This window comes from Duganella sp. BJB1802 (genome assembly GCF_013369445.1).
In the GTDB taxonomy this organism is placed as follows: domain Bacteria; phylum Pseudomonadota; class Gammaproteobacteria; order Burkholderiales; family Burkholderiaceae_D; genus Rugamonas; species Rugamonas vulcania_A.
In genome coordinates this window covers 158,073-184,319 of record NZ_JABWEF010000016.1, presented here as the reverse complement: position 1 = coordinate 184,319, position 26,247 = coordinate 158,073, and the positions used below count along the sequence as shown (strand labels likewise).

The 26,247-nt window shown below is 59.3% G+C and carries 27 protein-coding genes; 17 read left to right on the top strand and 10 right to left on the bottom strand.

All coding sequences use genetic code 11. From position 1 onward, the window contains the following. Window positions 1-690 (bottom strand): RES family NAD+ phosphorylase, encoded by a 690-nt coding sequence (locus HUX88_RS23590; RefSeq protein ID WP_117010329.1) that lies wholly within the window; start codon window positions 688-690, stop codon window positions 1-3. Next, entirely contained in the window at window positions 691-1,128 is a 438-nt protein-coding gene (locus tag HUX88_RS23585) for an antitoxin Xre/MbcA/ParS toxin-binding domain-containing protein (RefSeq protein ID WP_117010330.1), read from the bottom strand. 141 nt (window positions 1,129-1,269) lie between these two features. Between HUX88_RS23585 and HUX88_RS23580 the strand changes: the two genes are divergently transcribed. After that, a complete protein-coding gene (locus HUX88_RS23580; RefSeq protein WP_176363334.1) occupies window positions 1,270-1,599 on the top strand; it encodes a hypothetical protein in 330 nt (109 codons plus the stop codon). On the opposite strand, the gene HUX88_RS23575 is transcribed toward HUX88_RS23580, so the two are convergent. From HUX88_RS23575 to HUX88_RS23555, 5 genes are all read right to left on the bottom strand, one after another. Further along, entirely contained in the window at window positions 1,588-2,130 is a 543-nt protein-coding gene (locus HUX88_RS23575; protein ID WP_117010331.1) for an LptA/OstA family protein, read from the bottom strand. The genes HUX88_RS23580 and HUX88_RS23575 overlap by 12 nt on opposite strands. 119 nt (window positions 2,131-2,249) lie before the next feature. Beyond that, window positions 2,250-4,310: a response regulator gene (locus HUX88_RS23570; RefSeq protein ID WP_176363333.1), complete on the bottom strand. Its 2,061-nt coding sequence runs from the start codon at window positions 4,308-4,310 to the stop codon at window positions 2,250-2,252. 37 nt (window positions 4,311-4,347) lie between these two features. Further along, the gene (locus HUX88_RS23565; RefSeq protein WP_117010333.1) at window positions 4,348-4,560 is read right to left on the bottom strand and encodes a DUF6434 domain-containing protein; all 213 of its coding nucleotides are present in this window, start codon (window positions 4,558-4,560) and stop codon (window positions 4,348-4,350) included. Window positions 4,561-4,634: 74 nt separating this feature from the next. Next, window positions 4,635-6,329, bottom strand: coding sequence for a single-stranded-DNA-specific exonuclease RecJ (gene recJ, locus HUX88_RS23560; protein WP_176363332.1), 1,695 nt, complete (start codon window positions 6,327-6,329; stop codon window positions 4,635-4,637). 1 nt (window position 6,330) lies between these two features. Next, complete coding sequence (locus HUX88_RS23555; RefSeq protein ID WP_229219501.1) at window positions 6,331-7,374, bottom strand: hypothetical protein; 1,044 nt, start codon at window positions 7,372-7,374, stop codon at window positions 6,331-6,333. A gap of 150 nt (window positions 7,375-7,524) precedes the next feature. On the opposite strand from HUX88_RS23555, the gene HUX88_RS23550 reads away from it, so the two are divergent. From HUX88_RS23550 to HUX88_RS23485, 14 genes are all read left to right on the top strand, one after another. Next, window positions 7,525-8,790 carry a lipoprotein-releasing ABC transporter permease subunit gene (locus HUX88_RS23550; RefSeq protein ID WP_117010335.1) on the top strand — a complete coding sequence of 422 codons (1,266 nt, stop codon included), beginning with the start codon at window positions 7,525-7,527 and terminating at the stop codon, window positions 8,788-8,790. Continuing rightward, window positions 8,783-9,478: a lipoprotein-releasing ABC transporter ATP-binding protein LolD gene (gene lolD, locus HUX88_RS23545; RefSeq protein ID WP_176363330.1), complete on the top strand. Its 696-nt coding sequence runs from the start codon at window positions 8,783-8,785 to the stop codon at window positions 9,476-9,478. Before HUX88_RS23550 ends, lolD begins: the two co-directional genes overlap by 8 nt. A 4-nt stretch (window positions 9,479-9,482) precedes the next feature. Next, window positions 9,483-10,268, top strand: coding sequence for a TatD family hydrolase (locus tag HUX88_RS23540; protein WP_176363329.1), 786 nt, complete (start codon window positions 9,483-9,485; stop codon window positions 10,266-10,268). An 8-nt stretch (window positions 10,269-10,276) separates the two neighbouring features. Next, the gene (locus HUX88_RS23535) at window positions 10,277-11,209 is read left to right on the top strand and encodes a hypothetical protein (RefSeq protein WP_176363328.1); all 933 of its coding nucleotides are present in this window, start codon (window positions 10,277-10,279) and stop codon (window positions 11,207-11,209) included. Window positions 11,210-11,366: 157 nt separating this feature from the next. Beyond that, window positions 11,367-12,167, top strand: a complete 801-nt coding sequence (locus HUX88_RS23530) for a CsgG/HfaB family protein (RefSeq protein ID WP_176363327.1) — start codon at window positions 11,367-11,369, stop codon at window positions 12,165-12,167. A 109-nt stretch (window positions 12,168-12,276) separates the two neighbouring features. Then, window positions 12,277-12,453 carry a hypothetical protein gene (locus HUX88_RS23525; protein ID WP_175000991.1) on the top strand — a complete coding sequence of 59 codons (177 nt, stop codon included), beginning with the start codon at window positions 12,277-12,279 and terminating at the stop codon, window positions 12,451-12,453. A 147-nt stretch (window positions 12,454-12,600) separates the two neighbouring features. Next, window positions 12,601-13,479, top strand: coding sequence for a hypothetical protein (locus HUX88_RS23520; RefSeq protein ID WP_176363326.1), 879 nt, complete (start codon window positions 12,601-12,603; stop codon window positions 13,477-13,479). A 4-nt stretch (window positions 13,480-13,483) separates the two neighbouring features. After that, complete coding sequence (locus HUX88_RS23515) at window positions 13,484-15,241, top strand: ABC transporter ATP-binding protein (RefSeq protein ID WP_176363325.1); 1,758 nt, start codon at window positions 13,484-13,486, stop codon at window positions 15,239-15,241. Between the two features lie 199 nt (window positions 15,242-15,440). Then, window positions 15,441-15,593: a hypothetical protein gene (locus tag HUX88_RS23510; protein ID WP_176363324.1), complete on the top strand. Its 153-nt coding sequence runs from the start codon at window positions 15,441-15,443 to the stop codon at window positions 15,591-15,593. A 92-nt stretch (window positions 15,594-15,685) separates the two neighbouring features. Then, window positions 15,686-15,889 carry a hypothetical protein gene (locus tag HUX88_RS23505; RefSeq protein ID WP_176363323.1) on the top strand — a complete coding sequence of 68 codons (204 nt, stop codon included), beginning with the start codon at window positions 15,686-15,688 and terminating at the stop codon, window positions 15,887-15,889. An 18-nt stretch (window positions 15,890-15,907) separates the two neighbouring features. Beyond that, the gene (locus tag HUX88_RS23500; protein WP_176363322.1) at window positions 15,908-16,711 is read left to right on the top strand and encodes a hypothetical protein; all 804 of its coding nucleotides are present in this window, start codon (window positions 15,908-15,910) and stop codon (window positions 16,709-16,711) included. 24 nt (window positions 16,712-16,735) lie between these two features. Then, complete coding sequence (locus HUX88_RS23495; protein ID WP_176363321.1) at window positions 16,736-16,978, top strand: hypothetical protein; 243 nt, start codon at window positions 16,736-16,738, stop codon at window positions 16,976-16,978. Then, window positions 16,941-17,639 (top strand): dTMP kinase, encoded by a 699-nt coding sequence (locus HUX88_RS23490; protein WP_176363320.1) that lies wholly within the window; start codon window positions 16,941-16,943, stop codon window positions 17,637-17,639. The genes HUX88_RS23495 and HUX88_RS23490 overlap by 38 nt, the downstream gene beginning before the upstream one ends. A 46-nt stretch (window positions 17,640-17,685) precedes the next feature. Then, a complete protein-coding gene (locus HUX88_RS23485; RefSeq protein WP_176363319.1) occupies window positions 17,686-19,161 on the top strand; it encodes a B12-binding domain-containing radical SAM protein in 1,476 nt (491 codons plus the stop codon). Here HUX88_RS23485 and HUX88_RS23480 read toward each other — a convergent pair. After that, complete coding sequence (locus tag HUX88_RS23480) at window positions 19,109-20,281, bottom strand: DNA glycosylase AlkZ-like family protein (protein ID WP_176363318.1); 1,173 nt, start codon at window positions 20,279-20,281, stop codon at window positions 19,109-19,111. The two genes, HUX88_RS23485 and HUX88_RS23480, sit on opposite strands and share 53 nt — an antisense overlap. Before the next feature lie 254 nt (window positions 20,282-20,535). Further along, window positions 20,536-20,973, bottom strand: a complete 438-nt coding sequence (locus tag HUX88_RS23475; protein WP_176363317.1) for a hypothetical protein — start codon at window positions 20,971-20,973, stop codon at window positions 20,536-20,538. 390 nt (window positions 20,974-21,363) lie between these two features. Between HUX88_RS23475 and HUX88_RS23470 the strand changes: the two genes are divergently transcribed. Beyond that, window positions 21,364-23,847, top strand: coding sequence for a DNA internalization-related competence protein ComEC/Rec2 (locus HUX88_RS23470; RefSeq protein WP_176363316.1), 2,484 nt, complete (start codon window positions 21,364-21,366; stop codon window positions 23,845-23,847). Between the two features lie 78 nt (window positions 23,848-23,925). Here HUX88_RS23470 and HUX88_RS23465 read toward each other — a convergent pair whose 3' ends face one another. Next, window positions 23,926-25,287 (bottom strand): hypothetical protein, encoded by a 1,362-nt coding sequence (locus HUX88_RS23465; protein WP_217916419.1) that lies wholly within the window; start codon window positions 25,285-25,287, stop codon window positions 23,926-23,928. 91 nt (window positions 25,288-25,378) lie between these two features. On the opposite strand from HUX88_RS23465, the gene HUX88_RS23460 reads away from it, so the two are divergent. Continuing rightward, complete coding sequence (locus tag HUX88_RS23460; protein ID WP_176363314.1) at window positions 25,379-26,206, top strand: alpha/beta fold hydrolase; 828 nt, start codon at window positions 25,379-25,381, stop codon at window positions 26,204-26,206. The last annotated feature ends 41 nt before the right edge of the window (window positions 26,207-26,247 follow it).

Sequence of the window (26,247 nt, the reverse complement as noted above, 5' to 3'; positions counted from 1 at the left end):
TCAGATAAGTTCGATGATCGGTACAGGGCTACCCCGCCATGTTAACCGATACACCGCGCCTTTGCGAACATTGCCCACCAGCGCGGGGCGGAAGCAGGCCAGGTTGATGCCGCCGTCCAGCCGCACGCTTGGATAAATAATGCCCAGCGAGCCGCCTTCCAGCAGGCGTTCCGCCAGCAGTTGCGATTCGATGTAGCTGTCCGGCGCCAGGCAGCCGAGATAGCGTAGCTGGCCGCGCAGGTCGTGGAACGGCGCGGTGAAATCGGCCAGCATGGTCTGGTACTGTACGCTGTCGTCGAAGCGGTTGATCTCCGCGTATTCGACGGCCTTGTGGAAGCTCACTTCTGCCAGCGCGGTTTCGACGTTGAAGGCGCAGTACCATGCGCCGCGCGTGCCGCCGTTGAAGCGGCTGCCTTCAGGGCGGGCGTAGGTAAAGGCGGCGTTGACGATGCGGAAGTTCGGCACGCCGAACACCAGTTCATCCATCGTGATGCCGGCGGCGTTGCCGTTCTGCGCCTGCAGGCGCGCGTTGGTGGCGTTATCCAGTTCAAACAGGTCGTGCAGATCCTGCTCGTTGTCGGCGAGGGGCGCCAACACCGAGTCTTCCATGTCGGCGAAACGCGAGGGCAGCAAACGGCAAGTGTCGAACTGGCGCAGCGTGGTTAAAGGTGGAATCAGGCTGACCGGCACTTACAGTCCTCCGCGGCGGGCGTCCAGCAACTGGCGTACGATCTGCATGGCGGGCAGGCCGCCGGCGGCGACATAGGCGAGCGGGGTGCGGCCGCCGAAAATCAGGTTGGTGTTGGCAAGGCTCATCCACTCGTCGGCGAGCTTGTCGCCGTAGAGGATGTGCAGCGCCTTGTAGATGCCCAGCAGGTAGGAGATGCGCGTGATGCAGTCCACCTCCAGCGTGCGTTCCGGGTGTTTTTTCCACTCGTAGTAGGCGCTGCTGGAAATGCCGCCCAACAGTTCGCGGGCGTCGTCGTCGCGCAGTTTCCAGGCGGCGGCCAGTTTGAAAAAGCCCTTGAGGGCAGCCTTGGACAGCCGTTCGCGCTCGGCTTTGGCGTTCAGGTCGACCAATACGGTGGGTTCGAAGCGGCTGCGGGGGTAAGCGTAGGTAAGATTCATAAATCCTCCGTTGTTGGAGTTGTTATACTCCTTTTTAGGATGGATAGCAACCGGGAATCAACTGGACCTCTTAGTGCACGGTGACATTTTGTGAATATTTCACAATTAATAATCTCTATCATTAAGTCGGGAGGGTAAACCATGACTTCAAAGATTGTGAAAATTTCCAAATACCGAAGATCGATATTTTATTTCCTTTGGAAACTACTTTTCGTCAGTATTGGGTCCTATCAATTATTTGTGGGCATCGAGCAAGCCCATGACGGTGCGGCGCCATCGACGCTCTATCATTTTGGAGCTGCGATTATGTATTTTCTTGTTGCCACGGACGAAATGATGGCGCTACGGAAAAAGCTATACAGCCCAGTCTCCTTGAAGTCGGCTGCCCCGACGCCGCGATGGTTCGCCATATCAGCAGTCACTTGTTATTCTTTGTATTTGGCTGCAGCGGTGTGGTATTTACTTATTTAGCGGATCCGCTTTGGGCATCAGCACCAGCATGGCGCGCGTTTTCTTGGCGGGATCCGCGGCGTCGCCAGCGCTCTTCACGAAGATCTGTTCGGTTCGGGCGTCGTAGGTGATTTTTGCGCCTGTCGCGACGCCGGTAACGCTGCCGTTTTCGATGATTTTAACTTCGGCGTTGCCATCGACCGTGAGGAGGTCATCCTTCTCCCGGTACGCCATCGTTTTGCCTTCGCCATTGACCCATTTGTCACTCGCTGCATCCTGTTTTTGCTTGAATTTGGCGACGTTGTCTTTGAGCGAGGTGACGGTATAGAGATAGTCCCCCTCCGGCGATTGCACCGCCGTCAGGTAATCCGACGAGATCAGCAGGGTGCCTTTCGATGTCTCGACGTGGTCGCTGAATTGGCTGATGCCCTTGACGGTGTCGTAATGCATCTCGCCGTCGTAGGAAATGATAGTTTTCTGGAATCGGTCGGCTCTTTCCGCCGTGGCGAGCGCCGGAAGTGTCAATGCCAGTACAGCAAGCAGAAATCTCATAAGTGCCCCCGGGGAAAAAGCGCACAGTAACAGACTGCCGCGAGTCCGGGCGGGTAGACGATGGGCTGATGAAGTAGCGCCGATTTGCGATACCAAAGGTCCAACATGGCGCCACCATTTCAGACGGCGTCGTCCGTGTTCCGCATGATTTGCGCCGCCACTTGTTCGAGTGAATCCCTCAGTTGCGCCACCAGGCGCTGGGCGCACGCCGCCTCGCTGACCGCGTCTCCCGGCGTCAGTTGCTCCAGCTTCCAGCACAACTCGGCCATGCCGAAGGCGCCCGCGCTGCGCGCCGACGATTTGATGCGGTGGCCCAGATCGCGCAAGGCTTGCATTTCGCCGCGCGCCAGCGCCGCCTCCATGTCGCGCACGCCAGCCTGCGCACTGTGCAGGAATTTGGCGGCGAATTTGCGCACCTTCGGCAGGTCGTCGTCGAACAGCGTGGCCAGCACCGAGAAGTCGATCGCGGCCGCTTCGCCGCAAGGTGCGGACTCGACGACCGCCGTCGGATGGCGCGGCTCAGGCGGCGCGGTCAGCAGCGCGCCCTGCGGCAGCCAATTGGCGATGGTCTGGCGCATCAGGCTCGGCTGGATGGGCTTCGAAATGAAATCGTTCATGCCAGCTTCAATGCAGCGCGCCCGGGTGTCGATGGTGGCGGTGGCCGTCATCGCCAGTACCGGCAGCCCGGCCAGTTGCGGGTCGGCGCGGATGCGGCGGGTCGCCTCCAGCCCGTCCATTTGCGGCATTTGCAGGTCCATCAGGACGCAATCGAATCGCGTCTGGCGCAGCAGTTCCAATGCCTCGACGCCGTTGCTGGCGATGCAAACGGCGGCGCCCACTTCCTCCAGCATCTCCCGTGCAATCTGCTGATTGAAGACATTGTCCTCGACCAGCAGAATGCGCGCCACCTTGAGTGCCACCGTCGCGGCCGAGGTGTGGGCGCCGGCCAGCAGCTCGGCGGCGGCGTCGCTGAGCTGGTTGATCAGCATGGCCACGGTCTTGCCCGATACGCCAAGCCGGGCCGTGAACCAGAACGTGCTGCCGACACCTTGCTGACTGTCGACGCCGACATCGCCGCCCATCAGCTGGGCCAGCTCCTTGCAGATCGCCAGGCCGAGGCCGGTGCCGCCATATTCCCGCGTGGTCGACGTGTCGGCTTGCTGGAACGAGACAAACAACTTGGCCATTTCCGCCTGGGACAGGCCGATGCCCTGGTCGCTCACCTCGAAACGCAGCAGGCAGCCTTGGCCGTCGCTGGCCTGCTGGCGCACCCGGATCTCAATCCGGCCCTGCTCGCTGAACTTGATGGCGTTGTTGGTGTAGTTGATGAGCACCTGCCCGAGCCGTAGCGGATCGCCCACCAGCGTCGGCGGCAGGGCGGGATCGAGATCGAACACCAGTTCCAGCTTGCGGCTGGCGGCCTTCGGCGCCACCACGGTGGTCAGCGTCTGCATCACGTGGTCGAGCGAAAAATCGATATGCTGGATTTCCAGCTTGCCGGCCTCGATCTTGGAAATGTCGAGGATGTCGTCGATGATGCCCAGCACGTGCTCGCCGGCGAAGCGGATTTTCTCCAGATAGTCGCGCTGGCGCGGGTCGAGCTCGGTCTTCAAGGCCAGGTAGGCCATGCCGATGACGCAGTTGAGCGGCGTGCGGATCTCGTGGCTCATATTGGACAAGAACTGTCCCTTGGCCAAACTCGCCGCCTCGGCCAGCTGCTTGGCCTGCTGCAGCTCGTTGTTCTTGGCCTCCAGCTCTTCCTCGTGGCGCTTCTCGGCCGTCACATCGTGGTAAATGGTCACGAAGCCGCTGACCGCGCCATCCGGGGCATAGATGGGGCGGCCGACGATATTCAGCCGTACGCCGCTCGCCATGGTGCGGGTGAAATTGTGGGGTTCGAACTTCAGGCACAGTCCGACCCGGGCGGCCACCAGCTCGTCGATGGCGCCGGGTCCGTAATCCCCGCGCGAGGCGATGTGGCGGAACACTTCGGCCATGGTGACGCCAGGATGCATCACTTGATCCGGAAACCCCTGCACCTGGCAAAAGGCCGGGTTCCAAAACCGTATGGTCAAGTCGCGGTCGACGATCGTCACGCCGACCGGCATGTATTCCAGTGCGGCGGCCAGCCTGGGGAAATTCGACCGGACGAACTCGTCATTTGGAATTGTCGATTCCATATGTTCCCGTTAGGCTGTAGTCCAGATTTCGCGGCAGTCAGTTACGGCCGCGCCGGCGCTTCCATTCTTCCACCACATCGGCCATGTTTTTCGCGCCGCCGTTGCGCATCCACGCCATCAGGTCGCGGTCGAATTTGAACTCCGGCCCGCACTCCCCGGAAAGAAAGCGTCGGACGTTTTGCGTGTTCCTGTAGCCGGAATCGATCTCAGTCGAGGGCGATATTAGCCCGCCATGCCAATCGAATTTCATTTTTCGCACTCCCTGGGTAGCAAGACCGGAATGCCCAGAATACCATCATGTTCATGTGAAAAGTACGCGCATTCTCACGCCGGCTCGGCGTGCTCCACCATCAGTTGTACTTTGGTGACGCCGTTGTATTCGTTGGCGTCGAGCCGGAACGCGACCTTGGCGCGTTCGCCCAGCGAGTCGACGTGGCCGAACCAGATGGCGTCGTAGCGGGCGCCGTTCTTCTCCAGCAGCAGCTTGAGGTGGCGCTCCTTCAGGATGCGCTGGCTCACCACGCGGAACTCGTCGCAGAACACCGGCGGTGCGAAGCCCTGGCCCCACACCTGGCCGTCCATCAGGTCGATGAAGGCGGTGGTGTAGTAGGCGTCTTCCAGCGGGCCGTCGGTTTCGATCACGCGCTCCAGCTGCTGCTTGCTCAGCCACGCGCGGCCCACTTCCTCGAAGGCCGCCGCGAAGGCGTCGAAGGCGTCGGCGCGCAGCGTCAGGCCGGCCGCCATCGCGTGGCCGCCGAATTTGTCGATCAGCGACGGTGCCTTCTTGTACACCAGGTCCAGCGCGTCGCGCAGATGGAAGCCGGGTATCGATCGGCCGGACCCCTTGATCCAGCCGTCCGCGCCTGGCGCGAAGGTGATGGTCGGGCGGAAGAACTTCTCCTTTAAACGCGAGGCGACGATGCCGATCACGCCCTGGTGCCACGATTCGTCGAACACGCAGATGGTGCTGCTGTTGGCCGGCTCGAACGCGTCCAGGTGCAGCAAGGCGGCGTCCTGCATCTCGGCTTCGATCTCGCGCCGTTTCAGGTTGATCTCGTTGAGCTGCTGCGCCAGTTGCCATGCGCGGCCCTCGTCGTCGGTGATCAGGCATTCGATCCCCAGCGACATGTCCTCCAGCCGGCCGGCCGCGTTCAGGCGCGGGCCCAGCGCGAAACCGAGGTCGAAGGGATTGGCGTTGCGCGGCTCGCGGCCGGCCACGCGGAACAGCGCCGCCACGCCGGCGTGCATGCGGCCGGCGCGCATGCGCTTCAGGCCTTGCGCCACCAGGATGCGGTTGTTCGGATCGAGCCGCACCACGTCGGCCACGGTGCCCAGTGCGACCAGGTCGAGCAGGTTGTCCAGCTTGGGCTGGGTCTGGGCGTCGAACACGCCGCGCTTGCGCAGCTCCGCGCGCAGCGCCAGCAGCACGTAGAACACCACGCCGACGCCGGCGATATGCTTGCTCGGGAAGCCGCATTCCGGCTGGTTCGGGTTGACGATCACGCGCGCGGCGGGCAGGGTGTCGGCCGGCAGGTGGTGGTCGGTGACGACTACTTCGATGCCGCGCCGGTTGGCCTCCGCGACGCCGTCGATGCTGGCGATGCCGTTGTCGACGGTGATGATGATGTCCGGCTGCTTTTCGCGCGCCGTCAGTTCGACGATTTCCGGCGTCAGGCCGTAGCCGTATTCGAAGCGGTTGGGCACGATGAAGTCGATGTTGGCGCCCATGGCGCGCAGGCCGCGCAGCGCGACCGCGCAGGCGGTGGCGCCGTCGCAATCGTAGTCGGCCACGATCACCATGCGCTTGCCGGCGGCGATGGAGTCGGCCAGGAACACGGCGGCGGCGCCGATGTGCAGCAGGCCCGATGGCGGGATCATGGATGCCAGCTCGCTCGACAGCTCCTTGACGTCGGTCAGGCCGCGCGACGCGTACAGGCGCGCCAGCACGGGATGGATGCCGCCCTGGCGCAGCATTTCGGATTCGCGGAACGGGCAGGGGCGGATGGCGATACGGGTCATGTCAGGCTTGCTTCAGTAAGAGGTTCAGGTTTTGCTTGCGCCAGAATTTGCGCAGCGAGAGCTTGCTGGTCTCGACGCTGGACCAGCCGTTGCGGTGGCTGAGCAGCAGCTTTAAGCCGCTGATGCGGCCATCGCGCAAGGCCGCCAGCAATGGCGCCAGCCATTCCTGTTCGATGCGCTGCAGGCGCGTGATCCAGTCGGACCAGTCGCCGGCTTGCGCCGACGGTATCAGCTCGGCCAGCATCACCGCGCCCGGCTGGGAGATCAGTTGGGCGGCGGTCGGCTGGCGCAGCGCGGGCGCGGCCAGTGCCTGCATCCAGTCCGGGCCACCGCCGATCGCCAGCGCGCGCGGCGCGGCCTTCAACGGGCCGGCGCCGCCCCACAGCCAGAACGAGTTCACCGCCTGCAGGCCGCGCGCCTGGCGCGCTTCGTTGACCGGCAGCTCGTGCCACTGCATCTGGATCTCGTTTTGCAGCTTGCGGTAGGGGCGCGCGTATTCGCCCTCGGGCATCCAGTCGCTCAGGTTTTGGGTGGTCGCGGCGTCGGGCGACGCGGTGTCCAGGCCGGACCACTCGTCGGCCCGCGCAAACCACAGGCCGGGCGCCGCGTGCAGCAGCGTCTTGCCTTGCTCTTCGAAGCAGGGGCGGGCCAGATCGTACAGCGCGCGCGATTCCGCCTCGCTCAGATGCATGCCGCGCGGGTCGGACAGCAGCAGGTGGGTGCGCGACAGCTGAATGTGCGCCGGCTGCACGATGAACCAATGGCCTTGCGCGGCCTCCGCCTGCAGGCCGCAGCCGTGCATGACGGCGGTGGCCAGCGGCGCGCCGGCGTCCGGCCGATCGGGCGCGGACGCCAGGCCCAGTGCGTGCGCCAGCCAGGCTTCGTGCGGCAGCAGCCGGGCTTTCGCGTCGTAAGTCTGGTATTGATAGTGTTTATTGAGAGACAACAGCGCCGCCAGGGCGGGGGTGTTCAGGGCGCGCATCAGGTCGGGCGCCATCTCCGGCGGGGGCAGGGCGTAGGGCAGGGCAAGAGTGATTTCAGTCATCCCGAGATTGTAGGGCATAGCGGACTGCGGCGGGATGTTTACATGGCCCGCCGGCGGCGGTGCTGCTGCCCGGCACGGCCTTTTTCACCCATGACATGCTGTTTATATGGCAAACTGCGGGCTCACCAAGTTTGATTCCCTACGGAGCCCATGAGCATTATCCAGAATCTGCCCTTTGAGTGGCTGGTTGGCCTGCGTTATACGCGCGCCGGCAAGCGCAGCGGGCGCAATAGTTTTATCTCCTTTATCTCGCTCATTTCCATGGCCGGCATAGGCCTGGGCGTGGCCGCGTTGATCGTCGTGCTGTCGGTGATGAACGGCTTCCAGAAGGAAGTGACGGACCGCATGCTGTCGGTGCTGGCCCATATCGAGATCTTCGACGCCCGTGGCTCGATGCCGGACTGGCACGCCGCCGCCGCCGAGGCGCGCAAGAATCCTGAAGTGATCGGCGCGGCACCGTTCGCGGAAACGCAGGGCATGCTGGTGCGCGACGACGTGCTGCGTCCGGCCATCATCCGCGGCGTGCTGCCGGAGCAGGAACCCAACGTCTCCGACGTCGCCAAACAGACCAGGCGTGGCAGCTTCAACGCGCTGCAGCCGGGCAGCTACAACATCGTGCTGGGCATCGAGCTGGCGCGCGCGCTGCGCGTCAACCTTGGCGAGAAGGTGACGCTGGCGCTGGCCCAGGGCCAACCCACCCCGGCCGGCGTGCTGCCGCGTTTGCGCTCGTTCACCGTGGTCGGCATCTTCGAGGCGGGCCACAACGAGTTCGACTCGGCGCTGGCCTTCGTCCACTTGACCGACGCCGAAAAGCTGCTGCGCATGGACGCGCCGGCCGGGCTGCGCCTGCGCCTGTCGGACATGCACCGCGCGCCGCAAGTGGCGCAGGATCTGAAGAACAGCATGTCCGGTGACCTGATCATGCGCGACTGGTCCAAGCTGAACGCCAACTGGTTCGCCGCCGTGCAGACCGAGAAGCGCATGATGTTCATCATCCTGACGCTGATCATCGCGGTGGCCGCGTTCAACCTGGTGTCGACGCTGGTGATGACCGTGACCGACAAGCAGGCCGACATCGCCATCCTGCGCACGCTGGGCGCCTCGCCGCGCTCGATCATGAAGATCTTCATGATCCAGGGTGCGCTGGTGGGCATCCTCGGCACCGCGATCGGCGTGGGCCTGGGCGTGCTGGTGGCGCTCAACATCGACGTCATCGTGCCGTTTATCGAACATTTATTGGGAGTGCAGTTCTTGTCGAAGGATATCTACTACATCAGCACCGTGCCGTCCGACCTGCGCTGGCCGGACGTGTCCAAGATCGGCGGCGTGGCCGTGGTGCTGGCCTTTGTGGCGACGCTGTACCCGAGCTGGTGGGCCGCCCGCGTGAAACCTGCGGAGGCGCTGCGCTATGAGTAATCTCGAACCCGTGGTCCTGTCCTGCCGCAACCTGGGCAAAACCTTCACGCAAGGCGCCTACTCGGTGCAGGTGCTGAACGGTATCGACATCGACGTGCGGCGCGGCGAACGCGTGGCCATCGTCGGCGCTTCCGGCTCCGGCAAATCGACGCTGCTGCACCTGCTGGGCGGCCTCGATACGCCGACCAAGGGCAGCGTGACCTTGCTGGGTAAGGACTTCGCGAGCCTGAGCGAAACCGCGCGCGGCGACCTGCGCAACGCTTCGCTGGGCTTCGTCTACCAGTTCCACCACCTGCTGCCGGAATTCAGTGCGCTCGATAACGTGGCGATGCCGCTGATGATACGCCGCGTGAAACGCTCCGAGGCGACCGGCACGGCGCAGCAGATCCTCGGTCGCGTCAACCTGGCCAAGCGCGTCACGCACGTGCCGGGCGAGCTGTCGGGCGGTGAGCGTCAACGCGTGGCGCTGGCGCGGGCATTGGTCACGCAGCCCGCCTGCGTGCTGGCCGACGAACCGACCGGCAATCTCGATCACGCCACCGCGCAGACCATCTTCGACCTGATGCTGGAACTGTCGCGCACCCTGGGCACGGCCTTCATCATCGTCACGCACGACATCGAGCTGGCGCGCCGCTGCGACCGCGTGCTGCGCCTGACCGACGAGGGCCTGCAGCCATACCGGGACTGACATCATGTGGATAGACACCCACTGCCACCTCGACGCGCACGAATTCGGCGGCGAGTCCGTCGCGCAGGCGGCGCTGGCGCGGGAGCAGGGCGTGTCGATGATCGTGATCCCGGCGGTGGAGACGGCCAATTTCCCGGTGGTGGCGCAGCTGGCCGCCAGCGTGGACAATGGTTGCTACGCCCTGGGCATCCATCCGATCTATGTGCCGCACGCCGGGGAGGATGATTTGCGCGTGCTGCGCGAGCAGGTCGCCGCCGCGATGGGCGACCAGCGCTTCGTCGCGCTGGGCGAGATCGGCCTGGATTTTTTCATCCCGATGCTGACCGAACCGGCGATGCGCGAGAAGCAGATCTTCTTCTTCCGCGAACAGCTCAAGATCGCCCGCGATTTCGAGCTGCCGGTGCTGATGCACGTGCGCCGCTCGCAGGACGTGGTGCTCAAGCACGTGCGCCAGATCCGGCCGGTCGGCGGCATCGCCCACGCCTTCAACGGCAGCTTCCAGCAGGCGCAGGGCTACATCGAGCTGGGGTTCAAGCTCGGATTCGGCGGCGCCATGACCTTCACCCGCGCGCTGCAAATCCGCCGCCTGGCGGCCGAGCTGCCGCTGGAGTCCATCGTGCTGGAAACCGACGCGCCGGACATCGCCCCGAGCTGGGTCCATCCCGGCCGCAATAGTCCCGACCAGATTCCCCGCATCGGCGCGGTGCTGGCGGAGCTGCGCGGAATTAGCGTGGAGGAGGTCGCGTCCGCGACCACGGCAAACGCCAAACAAACACTACCCCGCATGTAAGGATGTTGATGACGATGAGATTGATCCGTTGGTTGACGGTGGTGGCGTCGATCGCCATGTTGAGCGGTTGCGCCTACCCGAGCTTTAATCGCGACTCCTTCGATATCAGGATACGCACCGCGACGCTGGACCCGCGCTTCCCGCTGCTCAAGGCATACCAGGAGTGCACCATCGATTGCCCGAGTTGCTCCAACAAGTGCGATAAGCACGATCCAGTGGATTACACGTTCGTCCACTTCGATGCGGCGTCAAGCGACGGGGCGCCGGCCATCAGTTCGGGACTCTGGGAGCCACCCCGCAGCTTTACCGGCGTCCCCAATCTGATTCCTTCGTACAGTTTCAACCCTGCCGCGCGGGTGCTGGATACCGTCGCCGACAACAGGATGACATCCGACTTCAAGCAGGAGATATTTTTCTATCGAAATGCCACCGTCGAGGACGATCACCGGGTGATTGTTCAATTGCCGCATGAGCGCTGCCCGGTTTGGCAGGAGGCCAAATATTCCGAGCGTATGGCCAAGCTGTGGCAGCCGGTCAAGTTCGTTGTCATCGTCGAATCCAAGGCCACCATCTTCGTTGAGATGAAAGCGCCAACGGCGGAGTGCCCCGGCTTGCGCGTGCAGGATGTGCTGCCGAACGTCGCCGGCATTCCGGCGGATCTCACGGCGCAGGTCTACCGCGTCTACGCCGTGGATTTCGCAAAGATCACCAGACACTGGGTCTATGCCGATCTGGTCACCGCGCCGTCCAGCGGCGCTGCGGCGGGCACAGTGATGGCCCAGCTGGATCCCATCCCCAATATTTCAATGAAATCTCAGGTGGAGCAGTTCATGTGCCGGGTGCACACCTCGTCCACCGACTGGCATATCTTTACCGGGATGGCGGCTACTTCGAACGGCAAGATCGCGTATTCACAACGTTGCAAGCCGGTGAAGCAATAAGCTCAAGCAAGCTCAAGCATAAAATTTCAAAGGATGTGTTGCGGAAGATTAAAGTATATTGATTTATAATGTCTTTGTGACATTTAGATAGAATTGCGGATTGGGGTGTGGTGCATAATTGCCAATGTTTTTCCCTCCACTTCTCACGATCCCTACGATGAAATCTCACGCTGGCATTGCCGCCGCCCTCCTGTTTTTCCCCGTCCTGTGCCTTGCCGACTCGAGCGAGGTGGCCGAGCGCCAGATCGACGTGCCCAAGTGCGCCAATCCGGCCGCCAAGGTCGTGTTCACCGAGTTCAAGTGCAAATCGGCCGATTGCTCGTCCGGCGCCGGCCAGCAGGATCCGCGCCAGTACCGCTGGTGGGAGCGCTCGGGCAACGTGGCGCAGCCGAGCTACACCGGCGTCGGCACCGGCATGACCGAAATGCTGGCCACCGCGCTCACGCAGACCGGCTGCTTCGACGTGCAGGAGCGCGCCGAAATGGAAGAGATCAACAAGGAACTGGCGCTGATCGGCAAGAAGGTCGAGGCCGAGGCGGCCGACTACATGATCACCGGTTCGATCACCTCGCTGGGCTTCGAGCAAAGCTCCACGGGCCTGGGCGGCCTGGGCTTCCTCAAAGGTCCGCTGGGCCTGCTGGCCGGCTCGGTCGACTTCAAGAAATCCAAGGTGCACATGAACATGGACATCCGCGTGGTGGACGTCAAGCGCGCCAAGATCATCGCCTCCAAGACCTTCCAGGCCAATAACGAGAAGAACGGCTTCGGCGTGTCGGCCCTGGGCTGGGGCGGCGGCGTCGGGCTGGGCGGCAACCACGCCAGCATCAGCGGTTCGCCGCTGGAAGAAGTCGCGCGCGACTTGCTGGTCAAGTCGACCTCTTTCCTGACCGAGACCATCGCCGCCAAGAACATCACCGAGCGCGTGGCGGTCAAGTCCACCGATGTGTCGGTGAAATGACGCAGTAATAACTGTGCCTTGTTGACATGAATAAACGGCAATGATACCTTTCTTGCACCACTACCCGTGGTCATCGTTTGAACTTTAACTATCTGAAAAGGTTCTGAAAATGAAAAAGCAAAATGAGGCAAAGCTGTTTGCATTCAAACTGGCAGAGAAAAAAGCCGGCGCCGTGAAGGCCGCGCCGCAGTGGAAAGCACGCGAAGGTGTGGCGCTGGCCGGCTGCTCGGGTCCTGACGCCCGCGGCCCACGCAACAACATCGCCGACACTGGCATCTGGTGCTAAGCTTCTGACCGTCCCGCGCCTCGGACGCTAGCCGTCCAATGGCGCGGCACCGGCCAGGCAGCCAGCCCAATCCATGACTCAGAAAGTCCTGATCGCCCCCCGCCACGGCGAAATCCGCCATCCCGGCCAGCTGTTGCAGGAGGCCGCATGCCGCACCCATTGAACGAACTTCTACCCGAGAAAATCAAGCAGCTCGAAGCGCTGCGCGGCAGCCGCGTGCTGGTGATGGCGGCCTCCCAGCTGGACATGGAAATGCTGCCGGAGCTGTACCGCCAGCTGCGCGCCATCGGGCGCGGCGAGCGCTTGGACGTGGTGCTGCAATGCCGGGGCGGCGTCGTCAACGCGGCGCGCCGGATCGCGCTGCTGCTGCGCGAGTACACGCAGCGATTGACTTTCATTGTGCCGTTCCACTGCCAGTCGTCGGCCACGCTGTTGACGCTCGCGGGCGACGAAATCATCGCCGGCGAATTGGCCATTTTCTCGCCCATCGATCCGCACCTGCAGGGCGATGCCGATGGCGGCGAATCGAGCGCGGTATCGTCCCAGGACATCCAGCGCTTCGGCGAAATGTGCGCCGCCTGGTTCGGCGCGGACGCGGGGCAGGCGCGCGCGGAGGCCTTGTCGCTGCTGAGCGCAAGCGTGTTTCCGCCGACGCTGACGGCGTTCTACCGCACCACGCTGGAGCTGCGACAGATCGGCGAGGAACTGCTGCGCCACCAACTGCCGCAGCGCGATGCCGAGGCGCGCGCGCGGATCGTCGAGCACCTGATGTCCGGCTATCATTCGCATCACTATGCCATCACCGGCGATGAGCTGGCGGCCCTGGGGCTGCGGGTGAGGAGCGAGCCGGGGATCGATGACCTGGCGTGGGACATCTCGCAGATGCTGCAAGCCCATATCGGCGGTGGCGCCCGAGCCTCGGTCGAGGCGCCGGTGCAGGATGCCTTGCTGGCCACGCGCGACGGCGTGGCGGTGCGCTACCGGCGGCAGGACGGATTGCTGCCGCGCTGGTCCTGCTCCGCCTGAACGGATGAGCAATCCACACCTGCAACGGCTTGCGCTGCTGCGCACGTTCGCGCCGCGCCTGGCCCTGGGCCTGTTGTTCATGGCGTTGACGGTGCTGGTGGAATTGAGCTATCCGAGGGCGCTGTCGTACTTCATCGATCATATCGGCATGAAGGGCGACAGCAGCTGGTTCGCTCCCTTCGCCGCGATCGTGACGGCGGTGCTGGCGCTGCAGGCCGTGGCGACCACGATGCGCTACTATCTGTTCGAATCGACCGGACATATGATCGTCGCGCGCATCCGCCGCCTGCTGTATGGCGCGCTGATACGGCAGCCGGTGGGCTTCTACGACAAGCACAACGTCGGCGAACTGACCAGCCGCCTGTCGGCCGACGTCGAAATCCTGCACGACACGCTGACCATGGGCCTGGCCATCTCACTGCGCTCGCTGTGCGTGCTGGCTGGTTGCGTCGTCATGCTGCTGCTGATCTCTCCGGTGCTCAGCCTGATCCTGCTGGTCTACGTGCCGCTGACGCTGTACATGGGCGACTGGCTGGGCAAGCAAGTGCTCCAGCGCTCGCGCGACATCCAGCAGCGGCAAGCGGAATGCGGTGGCGTGGCGCACGAATACTTTACCAACATCCGGCTGGTGCACGCCTTCAACCAGCAACGCGCAGCCGGCGCCAAATATGCCGACGCCACCGCGCATGCGTTGACGGCGGCCATCGCCAACACGCGCTTGATGGCATCGTTCCGTGGCGTGTCGTCGTTCGTCATGTACCTGGCGCTGCTGGTGACCTTGTGGCTGGGATCACGGCTGATAGGGCAGGGCAGCCTGTCGGTCGGGGAGCTGACCAGCTTTGTGATTTATGCCGGCATGGTCACCAGTTCGTCCGGTGCGGTCAGCGATTTCTGGAGCGACTGGATGCGCACCATCGGCGCCACGGAGCGGGTGTTCGAAATCATCGAGAGCGAAGCGCAGCCGGTAGTACAGCCAGTCTCGGAGCCTGCGGGCACGGTGACGCTGCACGGCGCGCTGGCATTTCGCGACGTCAGCTTTGTCTATCCCGAGCGGCCGGAAAAGGTGGCCCTGGACGGCGTAAGCTTCGCGATCGCGGCTGGTGAAAACGTGGCGCTGGTGGGCGCGTCGGGCGCGGGCAAGTCCACCATCGCCAGCCTGATACTGGGTTTCTATCGCCCGCAGAAAGGCTGCATCGCCTTCGACGGCGTGCCCTCGGAACGGCTTGACGTGGCCGGCGTGCGCGCACACATCGCCATCGTCGAGCAGGAGCCGTCGCTGTTCTCTGGCACTATCTTCGAGAACATCGCCTTCGCCGTACCGGACCGGCTGGTGACGCGCGATGAAGTGGCCGAAGCCGCGCGGCTGGCCAACGCGCATGATTTCATCGCCGGATTCCCGCACGGTTACGACACGGTGGTGGGGGAGCGCGGCGTGCAGCTGTCCGGCGGACAGAAGCAGCGCATCGCCATCGCCCGCGCCTTGCTGCGCGATCCGAAGATCCTGATCCTCGACGAAGCCACCAGCGCGCTCGATTCGGCCAGCGAGCTGCAAGTGCAGCAGGCGCTGGACAAGCTGATGGAAGGCCGCACCACCATCGTCATCGCGCACCGCTACTCCACCATCGTCAAGGCCGACCGCGCGCTGGTGCTGGAGCACGGCGCCATTGTGCAGCAGGGCGCGCACGCGGAGCTGATCCAGCAACGCGACGGCCTATACTTCCACCTGATGCAGAACCAGCTGACCGCCTACCGCACCGGCTGATCTGTATCAACATACGACACGGTTGTCTGTGCCTCGTTGTCGCATCTGCGTAGTATCGGACTGTTGCGATACTTGAGGAGATGAGGACGGTGTTGATTGGCTTCGCCGCAGGGGCGGCCCTGCGGCAAACGCAGGCGACGCTGCCACCGGCGTCGACCGGCGTGGCGGCCGCGCTGCTGCTCGCGATCTGGATCTGGTTGTGCAGCTTGCCCTCGGCGATGAAGGCCGCGACTTCACCCTGGTCGGTACCATCGACAATCTGCCATATAGCTTCGATCAGGGCGTGCGTTTCAGTTTCGCGGTGGGCCGCGTATTGGTTACAAATAGTGAGAATCCGAAGAAATTGTTGTGATAGGCTTAAGCTAAATGTAATCAATTGCATGAAGCCTATAACGTAGCCATTGCAGGACCGTTGTCTAACCATGGGTATTTAAGGAGAGTTTCATGAATATGCAGCCGAAGGCGATTACGACCAAAATTCAGTTGACTGACAGCCAACGTAGCGAGCTGAGTAAAACGCTAGGGATAGACATAAAATATATTCCAGATGAATTAGGAATATTAGGTGTCGGGCGTGATTCAGTTAGTAGGCTTGGTTTGCCTAATACAGCAACTACCCACTTTTCTCCTGCTCTGATCATGATGTAGACAGTGGAGTGTCCCTACGTGGATTCCAATCTTGCTACCATTGCCCTGAGGGCGTTGCAACAAGCTCGCCTTCAGGGCATAAACACTTCTTGGGTGGCCGGGTCACTGGTGGAAAATCTTGGAAACTCTAGTTCTGACGTCGACATATTTGTTGCTGTCCATGATGAGCTACGTCACGATTCTGTAACCCGCCTAGGAAAAGACCATGGTGTATTAGCCTTTATAAGCGAAGGAATTCGCTTTGACATTGAGCTATGGACATTGTCTCAGATCAGAGCGCTGATTGGTAAGACCAGTTCGATTCCCATCAATGATCCCAAACGGAATAATTTGCACACATTGGAATATTGGGAAAGCGAATTCGTTCACCGCCTATTGACAGGTGTTCCACTTTGTGAAATTGAAAACTTTGCCCAGCTTCATAATGCCGTCGACCGCTCCACTTTTGTTCGCTACCTATTTGATACTGCCGTTCGCCGCGCGGACGATGCGTTCGATGACACCATTGGAATGCAGCGCGCAAATCAACTGCCTATGGCATGCATTAGAGCAATGGAAGCTGTAGAATTTTCGATTGACTGTTTTTTGCATTCGAACAACATTACAAATGATAAGACGAAATTTCGATTACGGAAACTAGAGTTGTTGGGCGCAAAGGTTCCAGATGCTCTGTCAATCATCGAAAAGTATTGGTCTTACAGACGATTTATTCCAAATGAAGGCCCTCAACAAGAATCATATATTGCAGAGTTGCTTAGGTTTTCTTCTGAGCTTGTGGAAGGGGCGCAAAAAAAGTTTCGAAATTTGATGCAGGTTGACTAAATGAATTTAAGGCGAGCGTATTTTGTGAGAAAGCGCTGGGATGGCGAAAGTGTGTATCTTATTCACCTTACTCATTTGCTAAAAATTGACGCTTTCAGTGAGGCTGTCTGGGATAAATTAGATGGTCGACATACTCTTGAGGAAATTATCACAAGCATTTCTTCTCTATTTCCTGATTATCAATTATATGAAGTAGAGGCTTTCGTTTCAGCTAATATAATTAACTTTCATGAGGCTGGATTTGTTGATTCAGGCGAAAAACAATAATCCTTGCTTTGTAGCAGTGGAAGGGATTGATGGGTCAGGAAAAACATCACTGGCTGAAAGTCTTGTGTCTGCGCTGATTTCGGCTGATTATAATGCGAAATTAATTTGTCGCACTACACCATCAAAATTTCCTTCGGCCACAGAACGTTTAAGGGAAATTGGTGATTTCTTATGGAATTATCCTTCTAACTTGGATATAGAAGAATTGGGTGATCGCCATCTTATATCGTTAATGGCGTCTTGGTTTTATTTGTTTGAAAATTGTGTTATTCGGCCGGAGCTGGCCTCAGGAAAAATAGTCGTGGTTGAGCCCTGGATAAATAAATATCTGGCTCGCTTTCTCGTAAAGAAGCAGAGTTGGGTGCTTAACCTTTTTGCAGATCTTCCTGTGCCCGATATTACTATTTTGCTTGATGTGGAGCCAGAGATAGCAGGTATGCGAAAGTCCGCCTACCGAAATACGGAAACAAACTCGCGTGGGTCTACATCGCTTGTACAATTTGTTGATTTTCAGCATGAGGTTCGTTTGAAGCTTCTAAATCTCAGTAGTGATAAGTGGTTAGTGATAGATGCAAAGCATGAGCTGAAAAAAAATGTAGATGCCATATTGCAGCAGCTAACGAATTGCCTCGAATATCAAACGCTTGCTAAAGAGCCATAAGTCTATTTCAAGGATCGAGAGTTTCCTCACCTGAGCGGAGGTCCATATGAAAGTAGTCGTACTCTACCCGGAAGTATTGGACATGGCCCGTTATAGGGAGAAGCGCAAAGAATTCCCTCCCTTCGGTGCTCTATATATTGCGGCTGCTATCGAAGCTGCGGGATATCAGGTCACAATAGTTAAACTCACGCCTGGCGAATTGACTCCAGACCTCTCGGACTTTGATGTGGTTGCCTTCAGTATTTCTGCTTCCGCTACCTTTAATATGTTCCTTGAGTGTAGATTTAAAAGCAAGATAAAGCCGGACGCGTTACTAATGGGCGGGGGAGTTCATGTGAACCTGTTTCCGGAGCAAACTCTGATCGATTTGGAATTGGACGTGGTGGGAATTGGGGAGGGTGAGGATACTGTTATTGAACTTCTTCGTGAGGCCGAGCGACGGGATTTTTCAAAAGTGCAAGGCGTCTGCTATTTGAAAAATGGTTGTATTACAAAAACACCGGCTCGGAAAATGGAGAAAAATATTGATAGATACCTTTTTCCAGCGCGCCACTTAATTCCTGTCGACGATTTTGTAATGAATAACCGGATGTCAAACACGGACGTCAGGATGACCCATATTATGCCAGGCCGGGGATGCCCATTTCCTTGTCGATATTGCGCGTCAGCGCAAACTAAAGTTCAATATCGAAGTGGTGAAAATTTACGTAATGAGCTGAAACACCTGGTTGAAACATATGGAATAGAAGGATTTGCAGTGGTTGGTAATGACTTTATTCTCAGTAAGGCAAATGTAGGTGAAATATGTGATTCAATTAAGGAATTGAAATTAAAATGGGCGACCCTTTCGCGTGTTGATAGGGTGGATGCTGATATTCTGAGAAAAATGCACGACGCAGGTTGCTACGAATTAGAATTTGGGGTTGAGTCTGGAAGCGATCGGATACTGAATGCTATGGACAAGCGAGCAACTGTCGAACAAGTCCGTCAGGCATTGCGTTTGACTTATGAGGCTGGAATAAAAAACAAAGTGTTTCTTGTTCACGGTTACCCGGGTGAAGATATGGACTCTGTTAGAGAAACAATTTCTCTGCTGGATGAGGTGGGTCAGTTTATAGAACGGGTGTCACTATTTCGCTTCGTACCTTTGCCGGGTACATATGTCTACAAAAATGCGCATCAGTTCGGTATTAGGGGTACTGATAAGAGTGATGACTGGGACGGTGATTGGGGTAAATATCACATTCATCATAATCACGTCCATTGGTGGGGGAGCGCGCGGGAGTTCGATGAATTGACGCGGTCGTATTGGGAGCTACATTCATATGTCGAAAGCCGTTGGCCTTCTAAGATCGCATTAGCTGAATTGCCGGAGGACAGATGGATTGATCATAGCAATAATCTGATGCGTACACGGTCTTTTAAGGATGGAAATTACAAATCGATAATATTGCCGTCGCCAATGGAAACTATTCAAATAAGTCGTACGTTTCAGCAGGGCGGAGTAATTGCGACACGTTAGCCTGAATTTTTTTGAATTCACTTTCAATAATTTTTAACTGTCGTTTTGGAAGTGTCGAAAAGAGCTGGAAACTGGTTAACTTTGAGACTTTGTTAAAACTCCAGGTGCCGACAATGCGACCATTCAACATAATGGAGGGGCGCGCCTCACCAATGTCGTTGAATAGCAAATCGTAATGGTCTGAATTTACATAACGAGCACGCGTCGTGAAATAACCTTTAAGGCTCGGATCTTCGTATGCGAGAATGTTAACCCAGTCCTCGTATTTGGGATCGAATAACATCAACTTTTCAAGATCGTCCTTAAAAATTAAAAGGGATTCATCAAATTCTGTAAATTTTATTTCTTGTAAATCCTGCTTGAACTCCGCGAGTGCTCTTTTGATCCTCGTTTTATCTTGGCCCGACCACCAGACAATATCGCCGATGGACACGGGCCCATAAGTCAGGATATAAGCGCGTAGGAGCTCTACTAATGCAGAGTGTTCATTTCCATCAGTATGGAAATCTGCAGGATAGACATCTTTCGTTATGCCATACGAGCGTTGTTCAGCTCCAAAGGTTTCGTCGGTATTAATGTAACAAACAATAGCTCGCTCCCAGAGCTCTTTCACCACGTTCCGCACAACGGCGGGTGTTAAGTTCGCCTGCTTTTTGGGGCCTTCAACCAGCGGGAAATTCAAAAATAATTTAGGTATCGTTGTGGAAGGGAGAGGCCCTTTTTGCAAATTACGGATAATTGTGTCTGATATCGCCTTTTTAACCTTATCGCTAATTCCATGTTTTTTATACATGCTGTTGCACACACTAAGTCGCTTACTTAGTGTGGCGTTATGCGCATGTGGAAATAGATGGGGGGGAAGAAGGTGCAGCGTTCCCCGCATACAACGGGCCTTGATGAGCGACTTTGCGCCATGCAATGCGTAATGGATGTCCTCGTGTCGAACCTCATGCAATCGCGATCTCAATGCAAAGTAAGGGGTGATCAGCCGAGCAGCGTGAATGCCTACCAGACTTGCGGCTACTTCGAGAACGGAAGATGCTTGACTGCCAGGTAGTATGTGTTGCTTATGGCAACAGTATTCCCTGGCCAGCGCCAGGTCGATGGTTGGAGGTTTCACTTGCTGTATGGGAAATTTTGAGGGCCGTCAGATTGCCTGGCTGCTGAAATCGATGGGCAAACTTCAAGGCTTAACCTTCGATTGTACTACGACCAGACTGGCGTGTATATGTATACTATCACCTCCATCACGAAAGCTTATCGAGCAAGCACTGGGTTCTCTTCAGGAGCGGCTCATCCAAGATCGACAACGGTTGGCTCCTGTGATTGAACACTTCAACCTAGGTCCTGGATGTGGGCGATCAGGTCTCATTGCTACTTTTCGTCCTCTTCGCCCGAAACTGCAAACTCGCCAGTGCCTGTCTCAATTGCTTTCCTGGTATCTGGGACGATCCAAGATGCGACCTCCTTGTCCCTAATGGTTTCCAGTGCCTTGGATTTGAACTCATCGAAAGTCGATGAGTTCCTGAGCGCGTTGTCGATGGAGCTTAGCGTATCTCGCATAGAACTGAGCTTCCGATCCATGCGGATCTCAAACGCATGAAGCATCGCTGGGAATTTGTCGAAGCCCGCCTCGCGCCATTCCTTCAGCCGCCGCTCATCGGCAAGAATTTCGTTAGTCGCGAACTTGACGCTGTGCTTGGAATCGACCTCAACTGGCCAGACCCTGGGAGACTTGAAGTCCGGCGCTCGAATCCTGCAACCAGCCTCCAACGCCTCAGAATTATCGGGATTCTCGACGTACGACTTCAAGGCTTCAGGTGCCCATTCAGGGCACCGCCGGTTGCTGGGTTTGCCAGGCTCAGTGAGCTAAGCTTGGAGCGTCCTATTTGAAACCTTCTTCTTGGTACATCGGCTAAGGCCTATCCAGATTGACTTGCGTAGCGGTGGACGTTGAGCTTCATTTCGCGCTCTTGGTCGGCACACAGGCTGTGTTTGATCATTGGAATCAGGTAGGAGTCAGTTCATCAACATCATGCCAGAACTGGGGTGGTTTTTCGAGGTGCCCTTAAGTCCGAGCGGCCTCGAATAAGTAAACGGGCCGCTGAATGACCTACATCAAGGTGCGGTTAGGTCAGTCTCGTCATCACGACACTACTGCGTAGTATCGGACTGTTGCGATACTTGAGGAGCGGCGACGCGATGAGGGCGGTGATGACAGGCTTCGCTGCGGGAGCGGCCTTGCTGCAAACACAGGCGACGCTGCCGCCCGCGTCGGCCGGTGTGGCCGCCTCACTGCTGCTCGCACTCTGGCTTGGATTGTGGCGCGGCTGGTTGCGGCGGCGCGCTGTCCGTGTCGGTCTGCACGCGCAGGCTGCGTTGCGTTGTGCCGCGTCATTGCTGGCCGGTGGCGTGATCGGGTTCTTCTGGGCCGCGTGGATGGCGCAGCGCGTGCTGGCGCCGCAGCTTGCCGTCGCCGACGAAGGCCGGGACTTCACCCTGGTCGGCACCATCGACAATCTGCCGTACAGCTTCGATCAAGGTGTGCGTTTCAATTTCGCGGTGGAGCGCGTGCTGAACGGCGCGCGAAACGCGGTGCCGCCGCACATCTCGCTGGCCTGGTACGCGGGCTTTCGCGATCAGGTGAACGAGGTCGGCGACGTGCAGCCCGGCGAGCGCTGGCAGCTGACCGTGCGGCTGCAACGGCCGCACGGCAACGCCAATCCGTATGGCTTCGATTACGAAGTGTGGCTGCTGGAACAAGGCCTGCGCGCGACGGGCTATGTGCGGCCGGCGCGGGACAACCGCCGGCTCGATAGCTTCGTCTTCAGCGCCGGCAATGTGATCGAGCATGCGCGCGCGCTGCTGCGGGCACGCATCCTGGCCGCGCTGCCGGACAAACCGTATGCCGGCGTGATCGTCGCGCTGGTGGTTGGCGACCAGCGCGGCATCGACCAATCCGATTGGAACGTCTTCAACCGCACCGGCATCGGCCACCTCATTTCCATCTCAGGTTTGCACATCACGATGGTGGCGGGGCTGTTCGCGCTGGTGGCATTCAATCTGTGGCGCCATTCCTTCTTCACGCGCGCGCAATTGCCCCTGCTGCTGCCCGCGCAAAAAGTGGCTGCGCTGGTCGGCGCGGCGGTGGCGCTGTTCTACGTGCTGCTGGCCGGCTTTGGCGTGCCGGCGCAGCGTACCTTGTACATGCTGATGGTGGTCGCCGTCGCGCTATGGTCGAACCGCATCGCCAGCGTGACACAGGTGCTGTGCAGCGCGCTCGGCGTGGTGGTGCTGATCGATCCGTGGGCAGTGTTGTGGCCGGGCTTCTGGCTCTCGTTCGGTGCGGTCGCCGCGATTTTGTACGCCACCGTTGGTCGCATCGCGCGCAGGCCTGCGCGTGCACCGAACGCCGCGCATGATGCGGGCCATGCGCCGGGCGACGCGGAAGGGCCTTCCCGCAGCGAGCGGCTCTGGCAGGCATTGCAAGCCGGCGTCCACACGCAGTACGCCGTCACATTCGGCCTGGTGCCGTTGACGATGCTGCTGTTCGCGCAGGTATCGGTGGTCAGCCCGCTGGCGAACGCGGTGGCGATCCCGCTGGTCAGCCTTGTGGTCACGCCGCTTGCGCTGGCCGGCAGCATGCTCCCCGCGCCGCTGGCGGCGCCAGTGCTGGGTCTTGCGCATCTGCTGGTGGAGTGGCTGGCCGTCTGCCTTCAATGGTTCAGTGGCTTGCGCTATGCCGTGTGGAGTGCGCCGACGCCGCCGTTCTGGCTGTTCTACTGGGCCATGGGCGGCACCATCTGGCTGCTCGCGCCGCGCGGCTGGCCGGTGCGCTGGCTGGGCCTCGCGACGTGGATACCGCTGCTGGCCGCGGAGCCTTCGCATCCGGCGCCGGGCCGCATGACCGTCACCGTCTTCGATGTGGGGCAGGGCATGGCGTTGCTGATCGAGACCAGCCGGCATCGCCTGCTGTACGACACCGGCCCCTCCTATGCACCCACCTCCAACGCCGGCAACCGCGTCATCCTGCCTTACCTGAAGGCGCGCGGCATCGCCGCATTGGACGGTATGATCGTCACCCACAGCGACATCGACCACTCCGGCGGCGCCTTGACGGTGCTGGACGGAGTGCGGGTGGATTGGGTGCTGTCCTCGCTGCCCGTTCAGCATCCGATTGCCGGCGCCGCGCGCCAGCACCTGCACTGCGCGGCGGGGCAGCGCTGGACGTGGGACGGTGTGCGCTTTGAGATGCTGCATCCGCTGCCCGCCAGCTACGCCGACGCGGCGCTCAAGCCGAACGCGCGCGGCTGCACGCTGAAGATCACCGCCGGCGGCAAGGCGATGCTGCTGGCCGCCGACATCGAAGCCGCCCAGGAGGCCGCGCTGCTGCAGCGCGACCGCGCCAGCCTGCGCGCCGACGTGCTGCTGGCGCCGCACCACGGCAGCGGCACCTCGTCCACACCGGCCTTCCTGCAGGCGGTCCACCCGCAGACCGCCGTGTTCCAGATGGGTTATCGCAATCGCTACCACCATCCCAAGCCGGAGGTCTACGAGCGCTATGGCGCCATGCACATCGAACGCCTGCGCACCGACCAAACGGGCGCGTTGACGCTGGACTTTGGCAGCACGGTCGAGGTGCGCGCATATCGCGACGCCCATGCCCGCTACTGGTACGGCCGCTAAATCCGGGCCTGGCGCGTGCTCCCGGCGACCGGCACGTGGTTTATAGGTTCCATGTTGGGGATGAATGGCGGACGACGACTACCCTATGACTTCCTGCAAAGTTGTTGTTGGATCTGCGCTTACGAGGTGGAACGTCCCGCTTAGCGCACATTCCGCGACAATGGCGCCGTCAGGATGCCGGTAGCCGCCTGCTTTCGGATCGGCCGCCGCGACCCACAGGGAACCATCTGGAATGGTGCTGGTGAACAGGCGAAATTGAGCGAGATCGGGATCATAATTACTTTGCGCGCCATGGTGGGGCAGCATGCGCGTCCCGGTAAGCGCCAATTCAGCAAAGTAGTATCGAATGAAACCAAGGGTACTCGCGGAATTCTTGAACGTGATATCGCCCACCCCCATCCAACCGACCGCACGCCCGTTTCGATTCGCAAGGGTTCGAGTTTTACGTTGATCATTGCATGTCCGGTAGCAGATGAAGCTATCATCCCGGTGTGCATATGGTTCCGGAACCGGGCCTGAATACAGACATAAAGATGCGGAATTGTAGTCATGAATGATGCCTTTTCCATCTTCTGGCGTTTTACATGCTGCGTTTAAAATATCTTTTACGGTCTTTTTCTTCTGGGCTGCAGGTTTTTTCGCCGAAGTTCGCGTGGCTGGCATTTTAACTTCTCGTTTTAGCTCGGTTAAAACTTCATCTAACAAAACTTGCATTTTGTCTTCGCTAACCTTTTTCACGAGAGACTCGCCAATTTCCAAAATGGTTGTCTTCAGGGCTGTCAAGTCTGGGGCGTTAAATATCTTGTCGATGGCGTCCTTGGCCTCGACTTCAACCGAATAGAAGCGAAGCATCCAGTCGGCGTTTTTGACCTTGTAGGAGCGTTTGGAGATATGACCAACCGAATCCAATGCCAAGTCTTTAGTGCTCACCAATCCATCGCCATCCATGGCCTCAGTGATGCCATCACGGTCTTCGCCAGGTAAAACCCGGCCAAAATCTCCCGCAATTATTCTACGAAATACTTTCGTCACTCGAGTCAGCTCGTCAATTTCCAGATCATCGGTAATGTAGCGCAAAAATATATATTTGAATAAATCAGCGTTCAACAAGTGCGGAAGGATAACGGCTTTAAACGTAAATCCCTCATCAAGCAACTCACTCGCGCAATTGAGGTGATCAGAGTCGAAGCTGGAAATCACAAGCCAGTCGAACGCCTTGTCTGTGGATGGCCATGTTTCAATGATTTCTACCAGTCCTTTGGTATTTCTGGCACCGCAGTCGTAGATATAACGAAATTTTGAGCGATCAACTTGAATTTCAGCGACGTGAAAACCGCCTTGGCCGATGGCGTGCTGGGTTCTTTTAACTAGCATCGTGGTTTCCTGTTCCTTAAATGGCAAGGTTGCATTGGAGGATAGGAAGAATAACAGCGATTTCATCGCCACGGGCGGCAAATTAGAGCCTTTCCCCCAAGCCTGCCTTGGTAAGTGCCATTACAATGGGCCGAAAACAATCATACGGAGACCGCTTGTGAGCAAGCCCAAGCTGCATTTTGCCCATGCCAATAGCTACCCGGCGGGCGTGTACCGCCAGTTTTTCGAGCTGCTGGCCGACGATTTCGATATCCAGGCGCTGGACATGCATGGCCACAGCCCGCGCTACCCGGTCAGCGACGGCTGGCCGGCGCTGGTCGACGAATACATCAACGAACTGACCAAACGCTACGACGAGCCGGTGATCCTGGTCGGCCATTCGTTGGGCGGCATGCTGAGCCTGATGGTGGCCCATGCCCGACCGGACCTGGTGCGCTGCGTGGTGATGCTGGACGCGCCGGTGGTGGCCGGCTGGCGCGCGCTGTTCTGGCGCCTGATCAAGATGAGCGGCAGCGCCAACCGCGTGCCGCCGGCGAAGTTCTCCATCCGCCGCCGCAACGTGTGGCCGGACGCGCAGGCGGCCTACCAGCACTTCGCCGGCAAGGACCTGTTCGCCGCCTGGGCACCGGGCGTGCTGGAGGACTACATGGCCAGCGGCCTGAAGCCACATCCCGAAGGCGTGCAGCTACGCTTCACCCGCGAGGTGGAGACCCGCATCTACGCCAGCCTGCCGCACCACCTGCCCAAGCTGGTGCGGGGCCGTTTCCCGGCGCCGATCGGCTTCATCGGCGGCACCGATTCGTGGGAAACCAGCCAGTCCGGCCTGGGCCACACGCAGGCGCTGGTGGGCAAGCACTTCCGCATCGTGCCGGGGGGACACCTGTTCCCGATGGAGTCGCCGGCGCTGGCTGCCGAGGCCACGCGCGAGATGATCGCCGGCCTCTTGAATGTCAAAAATGTTCGTAAAAGCGGCCTGATGGCGTAAAATCTCGGGCATTCGGTGCCCTGCACCGCCCCCTGAACTTT

Coding starts and splice junctions, on each gene's coding strand:
- HUX88_RS23530 (WP_176363327.1), top strand. CDS start 11,367: ATGAAATCTCACGCTGGCATTGCCGCCGCCCTCCTGTTTTTCCCCGTC.
- HUX88_RS23470 (WP_176363316.1), top strand. CDS start 21,364: ATGAGGGCGGTGATGACAGGCTTCGCTGCGGGAGCGGCCTTGCTGCAA.
- HUX88_RS23585 (WP_117010330.1), bottom strand. CDS start 1,128: ATGAATCTTACCTACGCTTACCCCCGCAGCCGCTTCGAACCCACCGTA.
- HUX88_RS23540 (WP_176363329.1), top strand. CDS start 9,483: ATGTGGATAGACACCCACTGCCACCTCGACGCGCACGAATTCGGCGGC.
- HUX88_RS23515 (WP_176363325.1), top strand. CDS start 13,484: ATGAGCAATCCACACCTGCAACGGCTTGCGCTGCTGCGCACGTTCGCG.
- HUX88_RS23550 (WP_117010335.1), top strand. CDS start 7,525: ATGAGCATTATCCAGAATCTGCCCTTTGAGTGGCTGGTTGGCCTGCGT.
- HUX88_RS23525 (WP_175000991.1), top strand. CDS start 12,277: ATGAAAAAGCAAAATGAGGCAAAGCTGTTTGCATTCAAACTGGCAGAG.
- HUX88_RS23565 (WP_117010333.1), bottom strand. CDS start 4,560: ATGAAATTCGATTGGCATGGCGGGCTAATATCGCCCTCGACTGAGATC.
- HUX88_RS23520 (WP_176363326.1), top strand. CDS start 12,601: ATGCCGCACCCATTGAACGAACTTCTACCCGAGAAAATCAAGCAGCTC.
- HUX88_RS23465 (WP_217916419.1), bottom strand. CDS start 25,287: ATGAAATCGCTGTTATTCTTCCTATCCTCCAATGCAACCTTGCCATTT.
- HUX88_RS23580 (WP_176363334.1), top strand. CDS start 1,270: ATGACTTCAAAGATTGTGAAAATTTCCAAATACCGAAGATCGATATTT.
- recJ (WP_176363332.1), bottom strand. CDS start 6,329: ATGACCCGTATCGCCATCCGCCCCTGCCCGTTCCGCGAATCCGAAATG.
- HUX88_RS23485 (WP_176363319.1), top strand. CDS start 17,686: ATGAAAGTAGTCGTACTCTACCCGGAAGTATTGGACATGGCCCGTTAT.
- HUX88_RS23570 (WP_176363333.1), bottom strand. CDS start 4,310: ATGGAATCGACAATTCCAAATGACGAGTTCGTCCGGTCGAATTTCCCC.
- HUX88_RS23555 (WP_229219501.1), bottom strand. CDS start 7,374: ATGACTGAAATCACTCTTGCCCTGCCCTACGCCCTGCCCCCGCCGGAG.
- HUX88_RS23490 (WP_176363320.1), top strand. CDS start 16,941: ATGAGGCTGGATTTGTTGATTCAGGCGAAAAACAATAATCCTTGCTTT.
- HUX88_RS23575 (WP_117010331.1), bottom strand. CDS start 2,130: ATGAGATTTCTGCTTGCTGTACTGGCATTGACACTTCCGGCGCTCGCC.
- lolD (WP_176363330.1), top strand. CDS start 8,783: ATGAGTAATCTCGAACCCGTGGTCCTGTCCTGCCGCAACCTGGGCAAA.
- HUX88_RS23505 (WP_176363323.1), top strand. CDS start 15,686: ATGAATATGCAGCCGAAGGCGATTACGACCAAAATTCAGTTGACTGAC.
- HUX88_RS23535 (WP_176363328.1), top strand. CDS start 10,277: ATGACGATGAGATTGATCCGTTGGTTGACGGTGGTGGCGTCGATCGCC.